The 16,893-nt window shown below is 69.3% G+C and carries 16 protein-coding genes; 5 read left to right on the top strand and 11 right to left on the bottom strand.

The features are described from left to right. Positions 1–166 precede the first annotated feature (166 nt). Complete coding sequence (locus ABLG96_RS02710; protein ID WP_353649893.1) at positions 167–298, bottom strand: hypothetical protein; 132 nt, start codon at positions 296–298, stop codon at positions 167–169. Between the two features lie 217 nt (positions 299–515). On the opposite strand from ABLG96_RS02710, the gene ABLG96_RS02705 reads away from it, so the two are divergent. Further along, positions 516–1,226 (top strand): fasciclin domain-containing protein, encoded by a 711-nt coding sequence (locus ABLG96_RS02705; RefSeq protein WP_353651356.1) that lies wholly within the window; start codon positions 516–518, stop codon positions 1,224–1,226. A 113-nt stretch (positions 1,227–1,339) separates the two neighbouring features. Here ABLG96_RS02705 and ABLG96_RS02700 read toward each other — a convergent pair whose 3' ends face one another. The 3 genes from ABLG96_RS02700 to ABLG96_RS02690 are packed head-to-tail and all read right to left on the bottom strand — an operon-like array spanning position 1,340 to position 4,429. Further along, positions 1,340–2,245, bottom strand: a complete 906-nt coding sequence (locus ABLG96_RS02700; protein ID WP_353649892.1) for a cation diffusion facilitator family transporter — start codon at positions 2,243–2,245, stop codon at positions 1,340–1,342. After that, entirely contained in the window at positions 2,242–2,640 is a 399-nt protein-coding gene (locus ABLG96_RS02695) for a metalloregulator ArsR/SmtB family transcription factor (RefSeq protein WP_353649891.1), read from the bottom strand. Before ABLG96_RS02695 ends, ABLG96_RS02700 begins: the two co-directional genes overlap by 4 nt. Positions 2,641–2,662: 22 nt before the next feature. Then, entirely contained in the window at positions 2,663–4,429 is a 1,767-nt protein-coding gene (locus tag ABLG96_RS02690; RefSeq protein WP_353649890.1) for a hypothetical protein, read from the bottom strand. Between the two features lie 251 nt (positions 4,430–4,680). Between ABLG96_RS02690 and ABLG96_RS02685 the strand changes: the two genes are divergently transcribed. Next, the gene (locus ABLG96_RS02685; RefSeq protein ID WP_353649889.1) at positions 4,681–6,543 is read left to right on the top strand and encodes an acyl-CoA dehydrogenase; all 1,863 of its coding nucleotides are present in this window, start codon (positions 4,681–4,683) and stop codon (positions 6,541–6,543) included. A 112-nt stretch (positions 6,544–6,655) separates the two neighbouring features. After that, positions 6,656–7,099: a hypothetical protein gene (locus ABLG96_RS02680; protein ID WP_353649888.1), complete on the top strand. Its 444-nt coding sequence runs from the start codon at positions 6,656–6,658 to the stop codon at positions 7,097–7,099. Positions 7,100–7,134: 35 nt separating this feature from the next. On the opposite strand, the gene ABLG96_RS02675 is transcribed toward ABLG96_RS02680, so the two are convergent. After that, positions 7,135–8,652, bottom strand: a complete 1,518-nt coding sequence (locus tag ABLG96_RS02675; RefSeq protein WP_353649887.1) for a hypothetical protein — start codon at positions 8,650–8,652, stop codon at positions 7,135–7,137. A 136-nt stretch (positions 8,653–8,788) separates the two neighbouring features. Then, positions 8,789–9,727, bottom strand: coding sequence for an ROK family protein (locus ABLG96_RS02670; protein WP_353649886.1), 939 nt, complete (start codon positions 9,725–9,727; stop codon positions 8,789–8,791). On the opposite strand from ABLG96_RS02670, the gene ABLG96_RS02665 reads away from it, so the two are divergent. Further along, positions 9,698–10,720, top strand: coding sequence for a nitronate monooxygenase (locus tag ABLG96_RS02665; RefSeq protein WP_353649885.1), 1,023 nt, complete (start codon positions 9,698–9,700; stop codon positions 10,718–10,720). The genes ABLG96_RS02670 and ABLG96_RS02665 overlap by 30 nt on opposite strands. Before the next feature lie 56 nt (positions 10,721–10,776). Here ABLG96_RS02665 and ABLG96_RS02660 read toward each other — a convergent pair whose 3' ends face one another. The 5 genes from ABLG96_RS02660 to ABLG96_RS02640 form a co-directional block, all read right to left on the bottom strand. Then, positions 10,777–11,067 carry a co-chaperone GroES gene (locus ABLG96_RS02660; protein ID WP_353651355.1) on the bottom strand — a complete coding sequence of 97 codons (291 nt, stop codon included), beginning with the start codon at positions 11,065–11,067 and terminating at the stop codon, positions 10,777–10,779. Between the two features lie 363 nt (positions 11,068–11,430). Continuing rightward, a complete protein-coding gene (locus ABLG96_RS02655) occupies positions 11,431–11,574 on the bottom strand; it encodes a hypothetical protein (protein ID WP_353649884.1) in 144 nt (47 codons plus the stop codon). Positions 11,575–11,867: 293 nt separating this feature from the next. Then, positions 11,868–13,352 carry a dihydrolipoamide acetyltransferase family protein gene (locus ABLG96_RS02650; protein ID WP_353649883.1) on the bottom strand — a complete coding sequence of 495 codons (1,485 nt, stop codon included), beginning with the start codon at positions 13,350–13,352 and terminating at the stop codon, positions 11,868–11,870. 44 nt (positions 13,353–13,396) lie between these two features. Continuing rightward, on the bottom strand, positions 13,397–14,395 hold the full coding sequence (locus ABLG96_RS02645) for a transketolase C-terminal domain-containing protein (protein ID WP_353649882.1): 999 nt from the start codon (positions 14,393–14,395) through the stop codon (positions 13,397–13,399). Beyond that, the gene (locus tag ABLG96_RS02640; RefSeq protein WP_353649881.1) at positions 14,395–15,624 is read right to left on the bottom strand and encodes a thiamine pyrophosphate-dependent dehydrogenase E1 component subunit alpha; all 1,230 of its coding nucleotides are present in this window, start codon (positions 15,622–15,624) and stop codon (positions 14,395–14,397) included. Before ABLG96_RS02640 ends, ABLG96_RS02645 begins: the two co-directional genes overlap by 1 nt. 394 nt (positions 15,625–16,018) lie before the next feature. Between ABLG96_RS02640 and ABLG96_RS02635 the strand changes: the two genes are divergently transcribed. Further along, positions 16,019–16,831, top strand: a complete 813-nt coding sequence (locus tag ABLG96_RS02635) for a methyltransferase domain-containing protein (protein ID WP_353649880.1) — start codon at positions 16,019–16,021, stop codon at positions 16,829–16,831. Positions 16,832–16,893 lie beyond the last annotated feature (62 nt).

Below are 16,893 nucleotides of genomic sequence, written 5' to 3'. Positions count from 1 at the left end.
TCATCGCCGGGCCCGATCACCAGATCGGACCCGGCGTTTCCGTCCGGTCCCCTCCCTGCGGCGAACGGGCTCTCCGACTTGCCCACAATCGGGCACTGTCAGGTCACGATTCGGCCACCGTCGCTCATGATGGACATCACACCGTCAACCGGGTTGCCCGAAGGTTTCAATCGTTGAACTTGTTGCGGGACAATGCTTCCGCCCTGGCCACGTGCGGCGCCACCGCAGCGTCACCGGACCAACGCTCGATCCCCAGCACCATATATTCCGTCCCGCAAGACTTTTCCCATTGCTTCACCCATCCGCGCGTCGCGGTGTGCCGAACTGCTGGTGTCGGGAGGGGAGATCCCCGCCGGCGGGGTCCATCCCCGCTCGACGGATCGAGAACCTCATACCAGCGCACACCCTTTGTGCACCAGCAGTTCCACCCACCAGCTCGACACGACGTCGACACCCCCACGAGGAGCATCATGAAGATCAAGAAGATCGTCATCGCGGCCGCGATCGGCGCCACCATGTTCGTCACCGCAGCCTGCGGTTCGGACACCGCGACCACCGCCGGCAACACCCCGGCGGCCGCCGCCACCACCTCGGCCATGGCCTCCGAGACCGGCATGTCCTCCCCCATGGAATCCTCGGGTGGCATGTCCTCCCCCATGGAATCCTCGGGTGGCATGTCCTCCCCCATGGAGTCCTCGGGCGGAATGTCTTCCGGCTCGAACGATCCGGCCGCGAACCTCGTCGGCGCCGGCTGTGCTGCCTACGCAGAGGCCAACCCGAGTGGCGCCGGCTCGGTCGGCGGCATGGCGACTGCCAAGCTCGCTGCAGCCGCTGCCGGGAACCCGCTGCTCACCACTCTGGTGGCTGCCGTGTCGGGGAAGCTCAACCCGAAGGTCGACCTGGTCGACACCCTCAACAGCAGCGAGTTCACCGTCTTCGCCCCGGTCGATGATGCGTTCAAGAAGCTCCCGGCGGCCACCGTCAACACGCTGAAGACCGACGACAAGCTGCTGACCAAGATCCTGACCTACCACGTCATCGCCGGTCAGCTGTCCCCGGACCAGATCGTCGGCACCCACAAGACCCTCGAGGGTGGCGAGGTCACGGTCACCGGTTCCGGTGACAACCTCAAGGTGGGCGACTCCACCGTCATCTGTGGCGGCGTCAAGACGGCCAACGCGACCGTCTACCTGATCGACACCGTTCTCTCCCCGCCGGCTGCCTGATCACCTGCAGTTCGATCATCAGCTGGCACCACCACAGCCCGGCTCCTCCTGGAGGAGCCGGGCTGTGGTGCGTCCACCCCGTTCCGGACCCAGCATCGCCCGGGACGCCGGTGTCACCAGTGCGGATCGCCGCAGTCCGCGTCCTCGGGCTCCACCTGCAGGGTGGCGTGCTCGATGGAGAATCGCTGCCGCATCATCGTTCTGGCCCCCTGCAGCACCCCGTTCGGATCGCAGCTGGGGTCGATCACCAGGTGCGCGGTGGCGACGTTCATCCCTGAGGTCAGGGTCCACAGGTGCAGGTCGTGCACCTCTCGGACGCCGGCGACCTCGGCGAGCGCCGAATCGGCGTCAGCCGGATCGATGCCCACCGGAGCGTGTTGGCCGAGCACGGCCAGTACTTCGCGCCCCAGGATGACGGCGCGCACACCGACGAAGGCGGCGACCAGCAGGGCGAGCAGGCTGTCCCACCAGCCGTCGCCGGTGGTCGCCACGAGCACACCGGCGATCAACACCCCGACCGACCCCGCAGCATCGGAGAGCACCTCCAGATACGCCCCCTTGACGTTCAGGCTCTCCGCAGCGCCACCCCGGAGCAGGCCGAGGGACACCAGGTTCACCACCAGCCCGATCACACCGACGACCATCATCGTCGTGGGGGTGGGCGCAGCAACGGATCCCCGGACCAACCGGTCGATCGCCTCGATCGCGATGAACACCCCGACGCCGATCATGATCAGCACCGCCAGTCCGGAGGCGAAGACCTCCGCCCGGTAGGAGCCGAACGTCCGCCGACCGGTGCGGTCGGGCCGGCCCGCGATCCAGGTCGCCAGCACGGCGGCTCCGAGGGCGATGACATCGGCCCCCATGTGTCCCGCGTCGCTGATCAGTGCCAGCGAGCCGGACAGCAGTCCACCGACGAGTTCGACGACGAAGAAGGCCGCGGTGAGGACGAACGCTGTCAGCAATCGCCACCGGTGGGTGCTGCCGGCGTGCGCAGCGTGGTCGTGGTGGCCGCTCATCCCGCCGCCCGCCCGCTGCTCCGGACGTCCTGGGCCACTGCGTGATCGATGTGCTGATGGGTGAGTGCCAGCAGATCGGCGACGTGCTCGTCGGCCAGCCGGTAGTACATCGACCTGCCGGCTCGGCGCGCCGCGACGACGCCGGCGGTCCTGAGCAGCCGGAGCGCGTGCGAGACAGCGGATTCCTGAGCCCCGACGACGCCGGCGAGATCACCGACGCACAACTCCCCCGCGGCGTGCAGGGCGTAGAGCAACCGACCCCGGGTCGGATCGCCGAGCAGCCGGAACAAAGTCACCGCGAGCTCCAACTCGTCCTCCGGGAGCGCGGCAGCCCTGGCACGCTGAGCGGCCGCGGGGTCGTCCCACCCACCCATCATCTGCTCATCTGAACGCATGATCAGATGTTAGCGCATCGACTCAGTCCTCGTGGACGTCGAACCGCACGCTACGGAGTTCGCCGATCAGTGCACCGGCAACCACCAGGCGATAACGACCGGGCGCGAGCTGATCGACCGTCGACACCCCACAGGTGGGGAACCGCGCCGAGACAGCGTGTCCGGTGGGATCGAACAGCCGCATGGCAGGGCGATCGACGGCCAGCAGTCCGTCCTGGTCGGGACATCCGGAGACGAAACGGAACGTCAGATCGCCCGTCCCGGCCATCGCGACGCTGTAGACCAGCTGTTGACCGAGGCCCGGCCGGACGTCGACCAACGTCGGCAGCTGGGAGGCCGAGGCGGGTGCCTCGTCGCGCATCGCCGGCCACCGGTTCGACAGCACCGCAGGGACGTCGACCTGCGCTGCCGAGACGAGCCGACCGTGCCCGACGGCGAAGCGCGCATCGCCGGTGAGCCCCACGTCGAAGACACACGCCGCCAGGTCCGGGGCGGCGGAGATCCCTCGCGCCTGGCAGGTCCGGGTGGCGAACGGAACCGACTGGTCGGGGACATCGGGAATGTCGGTCGGATAGCCGATGACGGACGGACCGGGGATGTCGAACAGGCTGTCGCCGGCCGGGACCGACCAGTCGGCCAGCACCGACCCGCTGTCCAGCGCGATCCCCTGCCGGTCGACGAGATCGGGATTCGTCGGGTCGCCGGTCCCGAAGATGCCACGCACCGACGACGATCTCGGGGCGGTCAGGATCGCCGTCAGCCCCAGGGCCGGGTCCGTGTGCACGGTCAGCGCCGCGCCGTCCGACCAGACCAGGGCCACCGACGACGACCCATCGTCCCCCACCGGCCACACACCCGCCACCGGCCCGCCGGTGATGCGTATCTGCTGGAACTGCGCCCTGCCCAACACCGGCTCCCCGCCGATGAGAGTCCGCCCGTCGTCGTCGATCTGAACCACGGTCCCGCCGGTGGCGATCGCGATCGACGTCGTGATGGTGACATCGGACTGATGGGGCACGTCGGCCCAGCGCAGCTGGATCCGGCGCTCCGGATCGCCGCTGCGCGCCTCGAAGTCGCCCGCGTACTGCACGCTGACCCGGCGTCCGCCGCCGGTGACGAGGTGCGGATCGCCGGTGACCCCGCCGGCGAAGGGCACCCGGCGGCCCGCTTCGTCGACGAGGGCACCCAGGTCCAACCCGGTGGCCGCGAGTGCGACGGCGATGCTCGGCTGCTCCTGCCCGGGCCGCCGCCGACCGTCGGGGGTGTAGAGCCCCAGCGGGATGCCTGCGGCGTCGTAGACGGAGCGGACCGACGAACCGTCCAGCACCGCGACGACGCCGGCTGCGTCGAAGCCGACACAGGTGCGCTCCCCCCGGCACGTGACGGCACTCCCGTCGGCACCGAACCAGCGACGTCCATCAGCCGTTCGGACGGCGTACTCACCGGACACCGGGCCCTGCCAGCGCCGGATGTCCTGCGACACCTCGATCTGCGGTCCCGCCGGCTCCGGGTCGGGGCCGAGCCAGCGCAGACCGACCACCGCCGGGATCGCCGGCCGACCGGGCGGAGCCGGGGTGCTCACCCCGGTGGCGGTCGGCCGGGTGGGGACCCCGGCGTCGGTCGTCGTGGGCGCGGAGGGTCCGACGCCGGCACTTCTCGGCATGTCGGTTCCCCCGGTGACGCCTGCGCTCACTCCGTTGGTCGTACTGGTGGTCGGTGTGGTGATCGGCGACGCCGTCGGTCCGGCCGGCGCCTGCGTGCAGGCGCCGAGCAGCACGATCCCGGACACCAGCGCGGCCCAGCGGACGAGCAGCGGTCGATGTGGGTGTGGGCGGCTTCGACCCGAGCAGTGGTGGGGCACACGGGCGCCGAACGGTTGTCGCACGCATCCCCTCTCAAGTCCTTGCAGGGATTACATCAGCCCGGGTGCGTGCTTGCGCATGTTACCGACCAGTAATAACCTGGGCCTACTCGTCAGTAACTTGAGTCGGGTCGCCTCCAGCAGGGCCCGAGCACCCGCGTCGCCGAGAGGACCCCCGGATGAGCCACTACCGCCCGAACCTGCGAGATCTCGAGTTCAACCTGTTCGAGGCCGTCGACCCCGCGGAGCGATTCGGTGTCGGACCCTTCGCCGAGATGGACGTCGAGTCCGCCCGCGGTGTGCTCCGCGAGCTGTCGACCTTCGTCCAGGGTCCGATCGCTGCGTCCTTCGCCGACGCCGACCGGAACCCGCCGGTCTTCGACCCGCAGACCCACACGGTCGCGATCCCGGAGTCGTTCAAGAAGAGCTACCAGGCCCTGATGGACGGCGAGTGGTGGCGCATCGAGCTGCCCTCCGAACTCGGGGGATACGGCGCACCACCGTCGCTGCGATGGGCCTGCGCCGAGTTGATCCTGGGCGCCAACCCGGCGGCCTTCATGTACGCCGCCGGCCCGAACTTCGCCACGGTGCTGCACACGCTGGGCACCGAGGACCAGAAGATGTTGGCCCGGTTCATGATCGACCGCGGCTGGGGCTCCACGATGGTGCTCACCGAGCCCGACGCCGGCTCGGACGTCGGCGCAGGTCGCACCAAGGCAATCCGACAGGCCGACGGGAGCTGGCACCTGGAGGGCGTGAAGCGATTCATCACCTCTGCCGAGCAGGACATGACGGACAACATCGTGCACCTCGTGCTGGCCCGCCCGGAGGGTGACGGGGTGCAGAGCCGTCCCGGCACGAAGGGCCTGAGTCTGTTCGCGGTGCCGAAGTTCCATGTCGATCTCGCGACCGGCGAGTTGGGCGAGCGCAACGGGGCCTTCGTCACCGGCGTCGAGCACAAGATGGGCCTCAAGGTCTCCACCACCTGCGAACTGACGTTCGGACAGCACGGAACACCGGCGGTCGGGACTCTCGTCGGCGACGTCCATCACGGCATCGCCCAGATGTTCCACATCATCGAGTACGCCCGGATGATGGTGGGCACCAAAGCGATCGCCACCCTGTCGACCGGCTACCTGAACGCCCTGGAGTACGCGCAGCAGCGGGTCCAGGGTGCGGATCTGACCCGCAACACCGACAAGACCGCACCGCGGGTGCCGATCATCCACCATCCGGACGTCCGGCGGATACTGATGCGGCAGAAGGCCTATGCCGAAGGGTTGCGTGCGGTGTACAGCTACACCGCCAACCGACAGGACCGGATCGCCCTGGCCGCATCCGATCCCGACACATCGGCGTCGCTCGACCTGGACCGAAAGGTCAACGATCTGTTGCTGCCCATCGTCAAGGGCGTCGGATCGGAGCGCGCCTACGAGAACCTCGCACTGTCGCTGCAGGTCTACGGCGGATCCGGGTACACCCAGGACTACCCGATCGAGCAGTACATCCGGGACGCCAAGATCGACACCCTCTACGAGGGCACCACCGCGATCCAGGCCCAGGACTTCTTCTTCCGCAAGATCGTCAAGGACAACGGTGTGGCGCTGGGTGCGCTCTCCTCCGAGATCACCGAGTTCATCGGGCAGGCGACGGCGCAGGCGACGGACGGCCGACTCAAGAACGAGATCTCGTTGCTGGCGACGGCCGTCGAGGACGTCCAGGCAATCGTCGGTTCGCTCGTCGGTTTCACCATGGCCTCCGTGCAGGATGCGAACTCGCTGTACAAGGTCGGCGAACACGCGGTGGCACTGCTGATGAGCGTCGGCGACCTGATGATCGGCTACCTGCTGCTCAAGCACGCGCTGATCGCCCAGGCGGCTGTCGACAGCGGGGCGTCAGGTGCCGACGCCGACTTCTACACCGGCAAGGTCGCGGTCGCGTCCTGGTTCGCCCGCAACGTGTTGCCGGAGATCACCGCCCGTCGGGCGATCGTCGAGGCCGCAGACACCAGCCTCATGCAGGTCCCCGAAGCCGCCTTCTGAGCCGCCGCACCGCCATCAGCGGAGAGCAGCCGCGTCGTGCCCGTCACCCTGCATGGCCCGATGATGGAGCAGGTGTCGGACAGCGGCACGGTCGACGACGAGCGGAGACATGATGACCGACTACCTGGTGTACCCGGAGATCGCCGGCGGCTTCGGCGACAACGCCGAGCTCGACACCACGTCCACACCACCGACGGTGACACGTCTGCACTACGAGATCGAAACGTGGATGGGCGGTGAACTGCTGCGCACCTATCCGGTGTACGTGGCGACCGACAGGTTTGTAGAGATGGTGACGGCGAACGGGCTCACCGGATTCGCCACCGACACCGCGGAGGTCACCGTCTCGGAGCAGGGCCGTGAGTTCATGATCGAGAAGGGCAAGAGCACCGACATCCCGCACTTCCAGTGGTTCAAGGTGGTCGGCACTCGTGGACGTGACGACTTCAGTACTGTCGCGGGGCGTGATCTGGTGGTGTCGCAGCGCGCTCTGGACGTCATCAGGCCACTGCTCGGCCCGGACCACGACATCGAAAGAACCGACCAGCCCCGCTGATCCGTCGCCGACAGTCCCCGTCCCGCCGGGACGCCTCAGCGGCGGCTGTCCAGGTGCTGGTGGGTGCAGGCATCGGCGAAGCGGAACATCTGCGGCGGCAGTGGCGCTGTTGCCGAGCCTGCGCAATTCGCCTGTCCCGCACCGCCTCCGGTCTTCACCTGGGCGGCGGCGTAGGTGAGGAACTCGCGATCGAGGCCCTGGTTGTCCGAAGTCGATCCGGTGTGCCAGTTGGTGGACCGCCCGGTGGCCGGGTCGATCACCGTGTTGAAGTCAACGGCCATCCCGCGGGGGTGATAGCCGGAATCGCAGCCTCGGCCGGACACCATGTTGTTGACGAACACCCGGTACCTGCCGGACGCGGCGTAGACCACCTGCAACATGGCGGCGTCCAGGTACACGTTCTGCCCGCAGGGGTTCCGGATGGATCCGCCCGCCGCGGTCCTCGCCAGGTCGTCCCGGACCGGCCCCAGTCCGGTGAGTCGTCCGCCCCACCGCGCCAGCAGGGCCTTGGCCAGCTCGACCCGGGTCGTGGGCGGTTTCGGAGCAGGCGGCGGGGTCGGCTCCGGTGGTGCCGGATACGGCAGGGCCGACCACGTGCAGCACGCCGATCCGACGGTGCGCTGTGACACCACACCGGAGGATGCGACGGTGAGGAATCGTCCACCCGAGGCCGACGCCGTCGCGGCCGGGTGTCCGACCGAGGTGCCGCCCCACCGTTCCGGCGTCCGCCACTTCCGCGAGCTGAAGACCGTCTGGTAACTGACCCCGCCCCCACCCCTGGCGATCACCCGCCAGCCGTCCGTTCCTGCCCGGATCACCGCGACCCCACCGGCGAACCCGGTCGGGCTCACCGGATGCCAGGCCGCCCAGCGACCGTTCATCGACGTGCGCTGCGAGATCCGTTGCTGCCGATCGACCGAGAACAGGTCGATCCGGTTGCCGGCCGCCTGGTACACCGCACTCACGTTGCCGCGCACCACATCTCCGATCAGCAGGCTCTGACGCCAGCCGGTGCGATGGTCGTGGATCGCGTGTACGACACGGCCGGCGGTGTCCGGCCCGAACAGGTGCACATCGCCTGCGGGGGTGATGAGCGAGGACAGCGGGCCCGCGAAGCCGCGCACCGATACCGAGTACCACGAACCCCAGCGCGTCGGCCCGCCGGTCTTCTGCAGCAGGCGACCGTCGGCGGCCACCGCGAACAGATCCGTCCGGCCGCCGGCCGAGCGGTAGATCGCCGTCGGCGCCGCGCGCATCGTCCCGCCGCCGAGTGCCGCCCGTGCCGTCCACGTCGTACCCCGCAACACCTGCTGGTAGGCGGCGCCACGAGTGTCGATGCCGTAGATCCGCACGTCGGTCCCGATCCGGGTGGCGTTGACCCCGAGCACCCGCGGTGCAGCCGCGGCCATGCGGACCGCTGTCGTCGCCGAGAGCTGCGCGGAGACCGGTCCGGCGGGCGCCGCCCGCACGGCGGCCGGGGCGAGCAATCCCCCGAGGACTGTCAGCAGGACGGCAGCCAGGGCACGATGAGGCCGTCGGACGAGTGCGAACATGCGTGCATCAGAACCCACCCACTCGGACTAGAGCAAACGGGAGCGGCGACATCACCCGTTCGGGCAGGCGTGTCGGCTGGACAGCGACCTGGCGGCGGTCGCCACCACCAAGGGCCGACCAGGCTCGCAGGTCGGTTCAGCCCAGGAGACCGGTCAACGCTGCGGCGCCGACGACCGGTGCATCCGTGCCCAGCGCCGCGGGCAACACCGGCAGCTCACGCAGCGGCTGCAGGACCGACTCGCGCAGGGCGGCAGCGGCCGGGACGAAGAACGCCTCGTGCAGCTGCGCCACGCCCCCACCGATGACGACGGCGTCGACGTCCAGCGCCGTGGCCAACCCCGCCAACGCCCGGCCGAACACCTCTGCGGCGTCCTTGATCGTTCGGGCCGCGACGAGATCGCCGGCCGCGAGCGCGTCCGCGACCTGGTGCAGGGTGAGGGTCTCGGACCCGCCGGTGCGCCGGACGTACTCGGCGGCGATCGCCGGGCCCGCGCTGATCGACTCGAGATGATCGAATCGCCCACAGCCACACGGGATCGCTCCGGGCCCCGGTACCAGGAGGTGAGCTATCTCCCCGGTGGTCCCGTGCGGTCCGTGGAGCACCCGACGATCCGCCACCAACCCACCACCGACCCCGGTTCCCGCGGAGGCCACCAGCAGCCGGTCGTGACCGGCCCCCGCCCCCAGCACTGCCTCGGCGAGCGCCGTCACCCGTACGTCGTTCTCGACGAACACCGGGAGGTCGAACGCGGCGGACACCGGCGCTGCGACCTCGGTACCGCCCCACCCCGGCAAGGTGTCACCGTCCTGCAGGACCACACCACGCTGGGTGTCGACGACCCCTTTCACGCCCAACCCGATGGCTTCCACGGTGTGCTGGGAGATGATGTCCTGCAGCAGAGCCACCACGGCGTGCATCACGTCGGCACCGCTCCCGGTGCGGGGAGTGTCCCGCCGGCGACGGTCCAGGATCGATCCGTCAGGAGCGACGACGCCGGCAGCGATCTTGGTGCCGCCGATGTCGATGCCCACGACGCGTCGGGGGTGGATGGCGGAGTTCACGGGGTGGTTCACAGCACGTCAACCTACCGGGGCGACAATCGACGGATGCGCACCTGGTTCACCGACGAGTTCCGACTGGACGTGCCCGTGGCCTGTGCCCCGATGGCCGGGGTGGCCGGCGGGCGGCTGGCGGCCGCCGTCTCGGCAGCCGGCGGTCTCGGGATGATCGGCGTCCCCACGACGGCGTCGGTGTCGTGGCTCCACGAGCAGATGCAGCTGGCGAAGATGCCGGGTCGCAGCTGGGGTGTCGGGTTGACGGGCTGGGCCGTCGACGACGATGCGGCCCTGCTCGAAGCGGTGCTCGCCGCCCGACCCGACCTGGTGTCCGTCAGCTTCGGCGACGTCACCGAGTACGTGGCCCCGCTGCACGATGCGGGGATCGTGGTCGCGACCCAGGCCGGATCGATCGATGACGCGCTGGCGGCGGATGCTGTCGGGGTCGACGTGATCGTCGCGCGGGGCGCCGAGGGCGGCGGGCACGGACGTAACGAGGTCGCCACACTGCCGTTGCTGCAGGAGATCCTGGAACTGGTGGATGCCCCGGTGCTCGCCGCCGGCGGCATCTCGGGCCGGCGAGGGGTCGCCGCCGTGATCGCGGCCGGCGCGGAGGGCGCCTGGGTCGGGACCGCGTTCACCGTGTGTCCCGAGGGCGACTTCCCGGCCGAGTCCCGGCACGCCGTGTTGGAGGCCCGCACCACCGACACGATCTGGTCACGCATCTTCGACATCGGACTCGGGTTGGGCTGGCCGCCGGAGTTCGGCGGCCGGTCGTTGGTCAACGAGGTGACCAAGCGATGGGCCGGCCGGGAGGAGGATCTGTTGGCAGGGGGGCCCGCAGTGATTGCACTGGGCGATCAATTGCGCTCGGCCAAGGAAGCAGGGGATGCCAGCTTCTCCGCGGTCTACGCCGGTCAGGCCGCCGGAATGATCGAGACGTCCCGGCCGGCGGCCGAGGTGCTGGCCGACCTCGGCGCCGTCGACGATCTGCTGGCCCGCCTGCGCTGAGGCCGGCCCGGGCTGCGGGATCCCTGGCGTACTACCCAGCGAGCGACCCGGTCTGTTCAGAGATAGAGCCCCGTCCCACCCGTCGGCTCCTGCATCGCGACCGCGTGGAGATCCCGCTCCCGTAGGACCAGGTAGACGTCGCCACCGACCTCGGCCTCGAGCTGGTCGTCCGGGTGGAACAACACCCGATCCCCGACCTTCACGCTGCGCACGTGCTGACCGACGCCGGCGACGTCGCCCCACACCAGACGGCGGGCGACCTCTGCGGTGGCCGGGATCAGGATCCCGGCCCGGGTGGTGCGTTCGCCGGCCGAGCCCGGTCGGATCATCACACGGTCGTGGAGCATCTGGATGGAGCGGGGATGATCGGACACCCTGGCAGGCTAGCCCCGTCGATCCCTGCGCCGCACTCGCGACGGTCGCGTCAGCCGCCGAACGCCCGGTCGAACAGTGTCCGCAGTTCCGGCGAGGCGGGACCGCCGGAACCACCGCCGCCCCGTCAGCCCGGCGGCGATCAGGTCGTGGGGTACGGCGCAACGTCACCGGGGCGCCGTCGAATCACGGACATGAAGAAACCCGACGATCCAGTAGGTCGGGGGCTTCTGGATCGCCGGGTTCGTATCTCTTATCGGACAACCGACAAGGAGTGTTACGCCGGCCCGCGAGATTTCTCGCGCGGGCACGGCGTGGATTCTGCTGGAAAACCCGCGTCAGCGGGTGATGCCCTGACGCTGAGCGAGAACCAGCAGCTCGTTGCGCATCGCCGGCGTCGCGACCTGCAGTGCTCGGTCGAGCTCCTGCCGGTTGCGGTTGGAGACGCGGTGGTCGCGGATGGCCTTGCTGAGGCGGCTCATTGCTGTCATTCCTTCTCGGGGACGATGCCGAGCCGGTGGCTCCCTCGTGGAGCCAGGTCGATCGGCTGGACATCGTGTACAACCACGACTCTACCAACGGCATTCCCATGATGCCGACGATCCGCCGGTGAATCAGCTCACGTGCCGACGATCAGCCGGTACTGGCAGCGTGACTCGCTGGCGATCAGCCGGGAAAGTTCAGCCGCTGGGTGTTGGTCGACTCTGGCTCCCGGCACGACGAAGCCCGTCGGACCAACAGGTCCGACGGGCTCTCGGACCCGAGGCTCCGATCGTCAGTAGGTGAGGGCGACACCGGGATCGGCCAGGAGCGCGCCGACCGCCGCCAGGAACTCGCTGCCCTGCTTCCCGTCGATCACCCGATGGTCGAACGACAGCGCCAGCTGGCACACCTTGCGAACCACGATCTGTCCGTCGACGACCCAGGGCATGTCCTTGATCGAGCCGAGCGCCAGGATCGCCGACTCGCCGGGGTTGATGATCGGCGTCCCGGTGTCGACGCCGAACACCCCGACGTTGGTGATCGTCACGGTGCCGCCGGCCATCGACGCCGGTGACGTCTTCCCCTGGCGCGCCACGTCGGTCAGCTCACCCAGCGCACCGGCGAGCTCGACCAGCGACAGCCGATGGGCGTCCTTGATGTTCGGCACCACCAGGCCTCTGGGGGTCGCTGCCGCGATACCGAGATTCACGTAGTGCTTGACCACGATCTCCTGGGCGGCCTCGTCCCACACCGAGTTGATCTCCGGCGTGCGCAGCGATGCCAGGCAGACCGCCTTGGCGGTGAACGTCAACGGGGTCAGCTTGATGCCGGCGAAGTCCCGTCGAGCGCGCAGCCGCTCCCGCAGCTCCATCATCGGGGTGACGTCGACGGTGAGGAACTCGGTGACATGGGGGGCCGTGAAGGCACTGGAGACCATGGCCTGCGCGGTCATCCTGCGCACACCCTTGACCGGAACCCGCGTCTCGCGTTCGCCGCTCGCCGCGCCTTGCGGTGCGATCGGAGCGGGAGTCGGGGTCGACTCCGCGACGGTCCCACCACCCGCGGCTGCCTCGACCTCGGCCCGGCCGATCACCCCGTCGGCCCGCGTCGGCGTCAGGGTGCTCAGGTCGACGCCCAGCTGCTTGGCGAGCTTGCGCACCGGCGGAGTGGCCAGTGCGGCAGCGGACCTGACGCCGTTCGACGGAACAGGCGTGGCGGTGGCGGCAGCACCGGTGGTCTCGGCGTGGGCCGCGGCGGTCCGGACCGCACTGGCGGCGATCCCCGCCTCGCCGCCGGCTGCGAGATGGGCGGCCGCCGTCGGTGCGGGACCCGCCGGTGCAGCGCCCTTGCGGGGGCGCCTGGCGCCGGAGCCGGCGGCCGGGATGTAACCGACCAGGGTCGCGATCCGGCCGTCTGCCGAGACCTCCCCGATCTTCGATCCGACCTCCTCGTCGGCGGCAGCCGCGGGCGCGCCCGGCGCGGGCGCCGGATCATCACCTGGCAACGCGCCGGCTCCTGGATCGGTGTCGATCGAGATGATCGGGCTGCCGACCGCGATCGTCACGCCGGGTTCGGCGAGCAGCGCGATGACCCTGCCCTTCCACGGGCAGGGCAACTCGACCGCCGCCTTCGCGGTCTCGATCTCGACGATGATCTGGTTGACGACCACGTCGTCACCCAGAGCGACCTTCCACTCCAGGATCTCGGCCTCGGTGAGACCTTCCCCGACATCCGGGAGCGGGAAGGTTCGCACCCGCGTGTTCGTGGCAGTAGTCATGGTGTCCGGTTCCTCGAGATGTGGGACGCGCGCCGGAGCAGCGGTCAGTAGGCGAGCGAGCGGTCGACGGCGTGGAGCACCTTGTCCAGGTCTGGCAGGTACTCCTCCTCGAGCTTGCTCGGCGGATAGGGAACGTCGAAGCCGGTGACCCGTTGGACCGGGGCGGCCAGCGAGTAGAAGGCCTCCTCGGTGATCCGGGTGGCGACCTCGGACGCGAGTGACACCTCGCCGGGCGCTTCGCTCACCACGACAGCGCGACCGGTGTGTTGGACGGATTCCAGTACCGGCCCGAGGTCGAGTGGCGACAGCGAGCGCAGGTCGACGATGTCGCAGGCGATGCCCTCCTCGGCTGCGGCAGCGGCAGCGGCGAAGACGGTCGGCATGGTGGCGCCGAAGCCGATCAGGGTGACGGCTGAGTTCTCCGTCGAACTGCGGAGCACTGAGGAGAACGTGGTGCCCGGATCGATCGAGGTGTCGAGGTCACCCTTCTCCCAGTACCGACGCTTCGGTTCGAAGAAGACGACCGGGTCGGGGCAGGCGATGGCTTCCTGGATCATCCAGTAGGCGTCCGCCGGGTTGGCGCAGGCCACCACCCGCAGCCCGGCGATGTGACAGAAGAAGGCCTCCGGCGACTCCGCGTGGTGCTCGACCGCACCGATCCCGCCGCCGTACGGGATCCGGATCGTCAGCGGCATCTGGTACGCCCCACGTGAGCGGTAAGTCAGCTTGGCGACCTGCGAGATGATCTGGTCGAAGCCGGGGAAGACGAACCCGTCGAACTGGATCTCACAGACCGGCCGGTAGCCGCGCAGCGCCAGGCCGACGGCGGTGCCGATGATGCCGGACTCGGCCAGCGGGGTGTCGAGCACCCGGTGCTCACCGAAGTCCTTCTGCAGGGCGTCGGTGATGCGGAACACGCCGCCGAGCTTGCCGACGTCCTCCCCCATCACCAGCACTTTGTCGTCGGCCTCCATCGCGGCGCGCAGGCCCATGTTGAGGGCCTTCGCCAGGGTGACGGACTGGCTCGTGGTTGCAGTGCTCATCAGTGACCGCCTCCTGCGGCGTGGGCGCTTTCCGCATCGAAGCCCTCGAGGTACTCGAGGAATTCGGCCTTCTGGCGTTCGGTCTGGGCGTGCGGGGCGGTGTAGACCCCGCTGAACATCGTCTCCGGGCCGGGCGGCTCCATCGCGACGGCGAATGCCCGGAAACGTTCGGCGAGGGCATCGGCCTCTGCCTGGATGTCGTCGAAGAAGCCTTGGTCGGCCAGGCCCTCGCGAACCAGGTGCACCCGCACCCGCTCGATCGGGTCCAGCAGCTTCCACGCCTCGGTGGTGTCGGCCAGCCGGTACCGGTTCGGGTCGTCGGAGGTGGTGTGGGCATCCATCCGGTAGGTGAAGGCCTCGATCATCACCGGTCCGTTGCCCGAGCGGCACTCGTCCATCGCCCAGCGGGTGACGGCCAGACAGGCGAGCACGTCGTTTCCGTCGACCCGGAAGCCGGGCATGCCGTAACCGGCGGCCCGGCGGTACAGCGGCAGCCGGGCCATCTTCTCGATCGGCTCGGAGATCGCCCACTGGTTGTTCTGGCAGTAGAAGACGACCGGCGAGTCGTAGGCGGTCGCGAAGACCATGGCCTCGTGGATGTCGCCCTGGGCGGTGGCGCCGTCACCGAAGAAGACGATGGTCGCCTCCGAGTCGGACTCCGGACCCCCGCCGACCTTGCCGTCGAAGCTCTGGCCCATGGCATAGCCGGCCGCGTTCAGCGCCTGGTTGCCGATGACGATGGTGTAGGTGTGGAACCGCTTCTCGATCGGGTTCCAGCCGGAGTGGTTGGTGCCGCGGAAGATGCCGAGCAACTCGGTCGGATCGACGCCCCGGCACCACGCGATGCCGTGCTCGCGATAGCTGGGGAAGGCCATGTCCTGCGGGCGCATGCCACGGCCGGCGCCGATCTGGGCGGCCTCCTGCCCGAGCAGCGGCACCCAGATGGACAGCTGGCCCTGTCGCTGGAGGGAGTTGCCCTCACGATCGAAGCGCCGAATCAGCACCATGTCGCGGTACAGATCGCGCAGCAGCTCGCCGTTCACCTCGAGCGGGAAATCCGGATGAGAGGTGAGCTCACCCTCCGGGGACAGCAACTGGATCGTGTCGGCGCCCTCACCGGTCGCGCGGAGTCCGCGGGCGACCTCGGCGGGACTGGGGCTGGTGGCAGCACCCACACCCTCGGGCGCCGTCGGCGCCTGCGGGGACGGTGTCCATTGCTCGGGAGCCATGCACTTCTCCTCATCTGACCCTGGGCCGGCCGGGGTCACCGGACGCCTCGGGCCGGTGTTCGTCGCCGGTGACGGATGGACGGAAGCCGGCGGGGGTGGTGCCGACATCGGGGAGCGGTCCAGCTGCGGACGCCCTGTCCATCTCACATCGTGACACAGCCGTGCGCCGGTCCGACACCGACGGGATCCGAACATCGCATCACCGAGCATCACGGTCCCGACCGTCCGAGGCCCGATGGTCGGACCCCCCGTTCTTTCGTCGGTCGAGCGACGCAGGAGTCGAGACCCGTTCGCCGGTCGAGCGACGCAGGAGTCGAGACCCGTTCGGCCCTGCAAACCGTACGTACGTCTTGGTAAACTCGGGTCGAACAGTCGACGACGACAAGGGACAACGATGTACTCAGGCAGTCAACCGACACCGGCACGCTGGGACCCCACCACCTACGCAGCCTTCGCCGGCCACCGATCGCGACCGTTCTTCGATCTGCTGGGACGCGTCCTCGTCGAGGATCCTGACGAGGTCGTCGATCTCGGCTGCGGCAGCGGGGAGCTGACCGCCACCCTCGCGCACCGGTGGCCGGCGGCCAGGGTGCTGGGCGTGGACAACTCCCCTGACATGTTGCAACAGGCCGCAACCCGAGCACACGAGCGACTTTCGTTCTCGTCCGCGGATCTCACGACGTACCTCCCGCCGCGGAGCACTCGGGTGGTGGTCTCCAACGCGGCGTACCAATGGGTCCCCGACCACGCTCCGCTGCTGCAGGCGATCGCGGAGCAGCTCCCCCGCGACGGCTGGCTGGCCGTCCAGGTTCCGGGTAACTTCGACTCGCCGTCACATCGCGCGATCCGCGACCAGGTCGCCGAAACCCGTTGGCAGGAAGCAACCGGCGGCCTGCAACTGCGCCCAGATCCGGTGCTGACGCCCGCGCAGTACACGGCCCTGCTCGTCGATGCGGGACTGCTGCCTGACGTCTGGGAGACCACCTACCAGCAGGTGCTGACCGGCGACGGCCCGGTGCTGGGCTGGGTCCGCGGCACCGCACTGCGTCCGGTGCTCACCGCGCTGCCTCCAGATCTGCACGAGCCGTTCCTGTCCGAACTCGGCGACCGCCTACGAAACGCCTACCCTGCAACAGGTTCGGGCGATGGTCAGCGTACGGTGTTCGCCTTCCGCCGGATCTTCCTGGTGGGCCACCGCCCCGCCTGAGCCCCGCGCCCTTCGCGGACCTGACGGTCGTTTCCGGGCCACGTTCGCGGACCTGACGGTCG

Source organism: Nakamurella sp. A5-74 (assembly GCF_040438885.1).
GTDB lineage: Bacteria > Actinomycetota > Actinomycetes > Mycobacteriales > Nakamurellaceae > Nakamurella.
Note: the sequence above shows the minus strand (reverse complement) of the source record. Positions and strands in the feature narration are given on the sequence as shown.

What these genes read in the sequence shown, in the direction of transcription:
- ABLG96_RS02705 (WP_353651356.1), top strand. Translation starts at nt 516, where the DNA reads ATGTTCGTCACCGCAGCCTGCGGTTCGGACACCGCGACCACCGCCGGC.
- ABLG96_RS02700 (WP_353649892.1), bottom strand. Translation starts at nt 2,245, where the DNA reads ATGAGCGGCCACCACGACCACGCTGCGCACGCCGGCAGCACCCACCGG.
- ABLG96_RS02695 (WP_353649891.1), bottom strand. Translation starts at nt 2,640, where the DNA reads ATGCGTTCAGATGAGCAGATGATGGGTGGGTGGGACGACCCCGCGGCC.
- ABLG96_RS02685 (WP_353649889.1), top strand. Translation starts at nt 4,681, where the DNA reads ATGAGCCACTACCGCCCGAACCTGCGAGATCTCGAGTTCAACCTGTTC.
- ABLG96_RS02680 (WP_353649888.1), top strand. Translation starts at nt 6,656, where the DNA reads ATGACCGACTACCTGGTGTACCCGGAGATCGCCGGCGGCTTCGGCGAC.
- ABLG96_RS02675 (WP_353649887.1), bottom strand. Translation starts at nt 8,652, where the DNA reads ATGTTCGCACTCGTCCGACGGCCTCATCGTGCCCTGGCTGCCGTCCTG.
- ABLG96_RS02660 (WP_353651355.1), bottom strand. Translation starts at nt 11,067, where the DNA reads ATGCTCCACGACCGTGTGATGATCCGACCGGGCTCGGCCGGCGAACGC.
- ABLG96_RS02655 (WP_353649884.1), bottom strand. Translation starts at nt 11,574, where the DNA reads ATGAGCCGCCTCAGCAAGGCCATCCGCGACCACCGCGTCTCCAACCGC.
- ABLG96_RS02650 (WP_353649883.1), bottom strand. Translation starts at nt 13,352, where the DNA reads ATGACTACTGCCACGAACACGCGGGTGCGAACCTTCCCGCTCCCGGAT.
- ABLG96_RS02645 (WP_353649882.1), bottom strand. Translation starts at nt 14,395, where the DNA reads ATGAGCACTGCAACCACGAGCCAGTCCGTCACCCTGGCGAAGGCCCTC.
- ABLG96_RS02640 (WP_353649881.1), bottom strand. Translation starts at nt 15,624, where the DNA reads ATGGCTCCCGAGCAATGGACACCGTCCCCGCAGGCGCCGACGGCGCCC.
- ABLG96_RS02635 (WP_353649880.1), top strand. Translation starts at nt 16,019, where the DNA reads ATGTACTCAGGCAGTCAACCGACACCGGCACGCTGGGACCCCACCACC.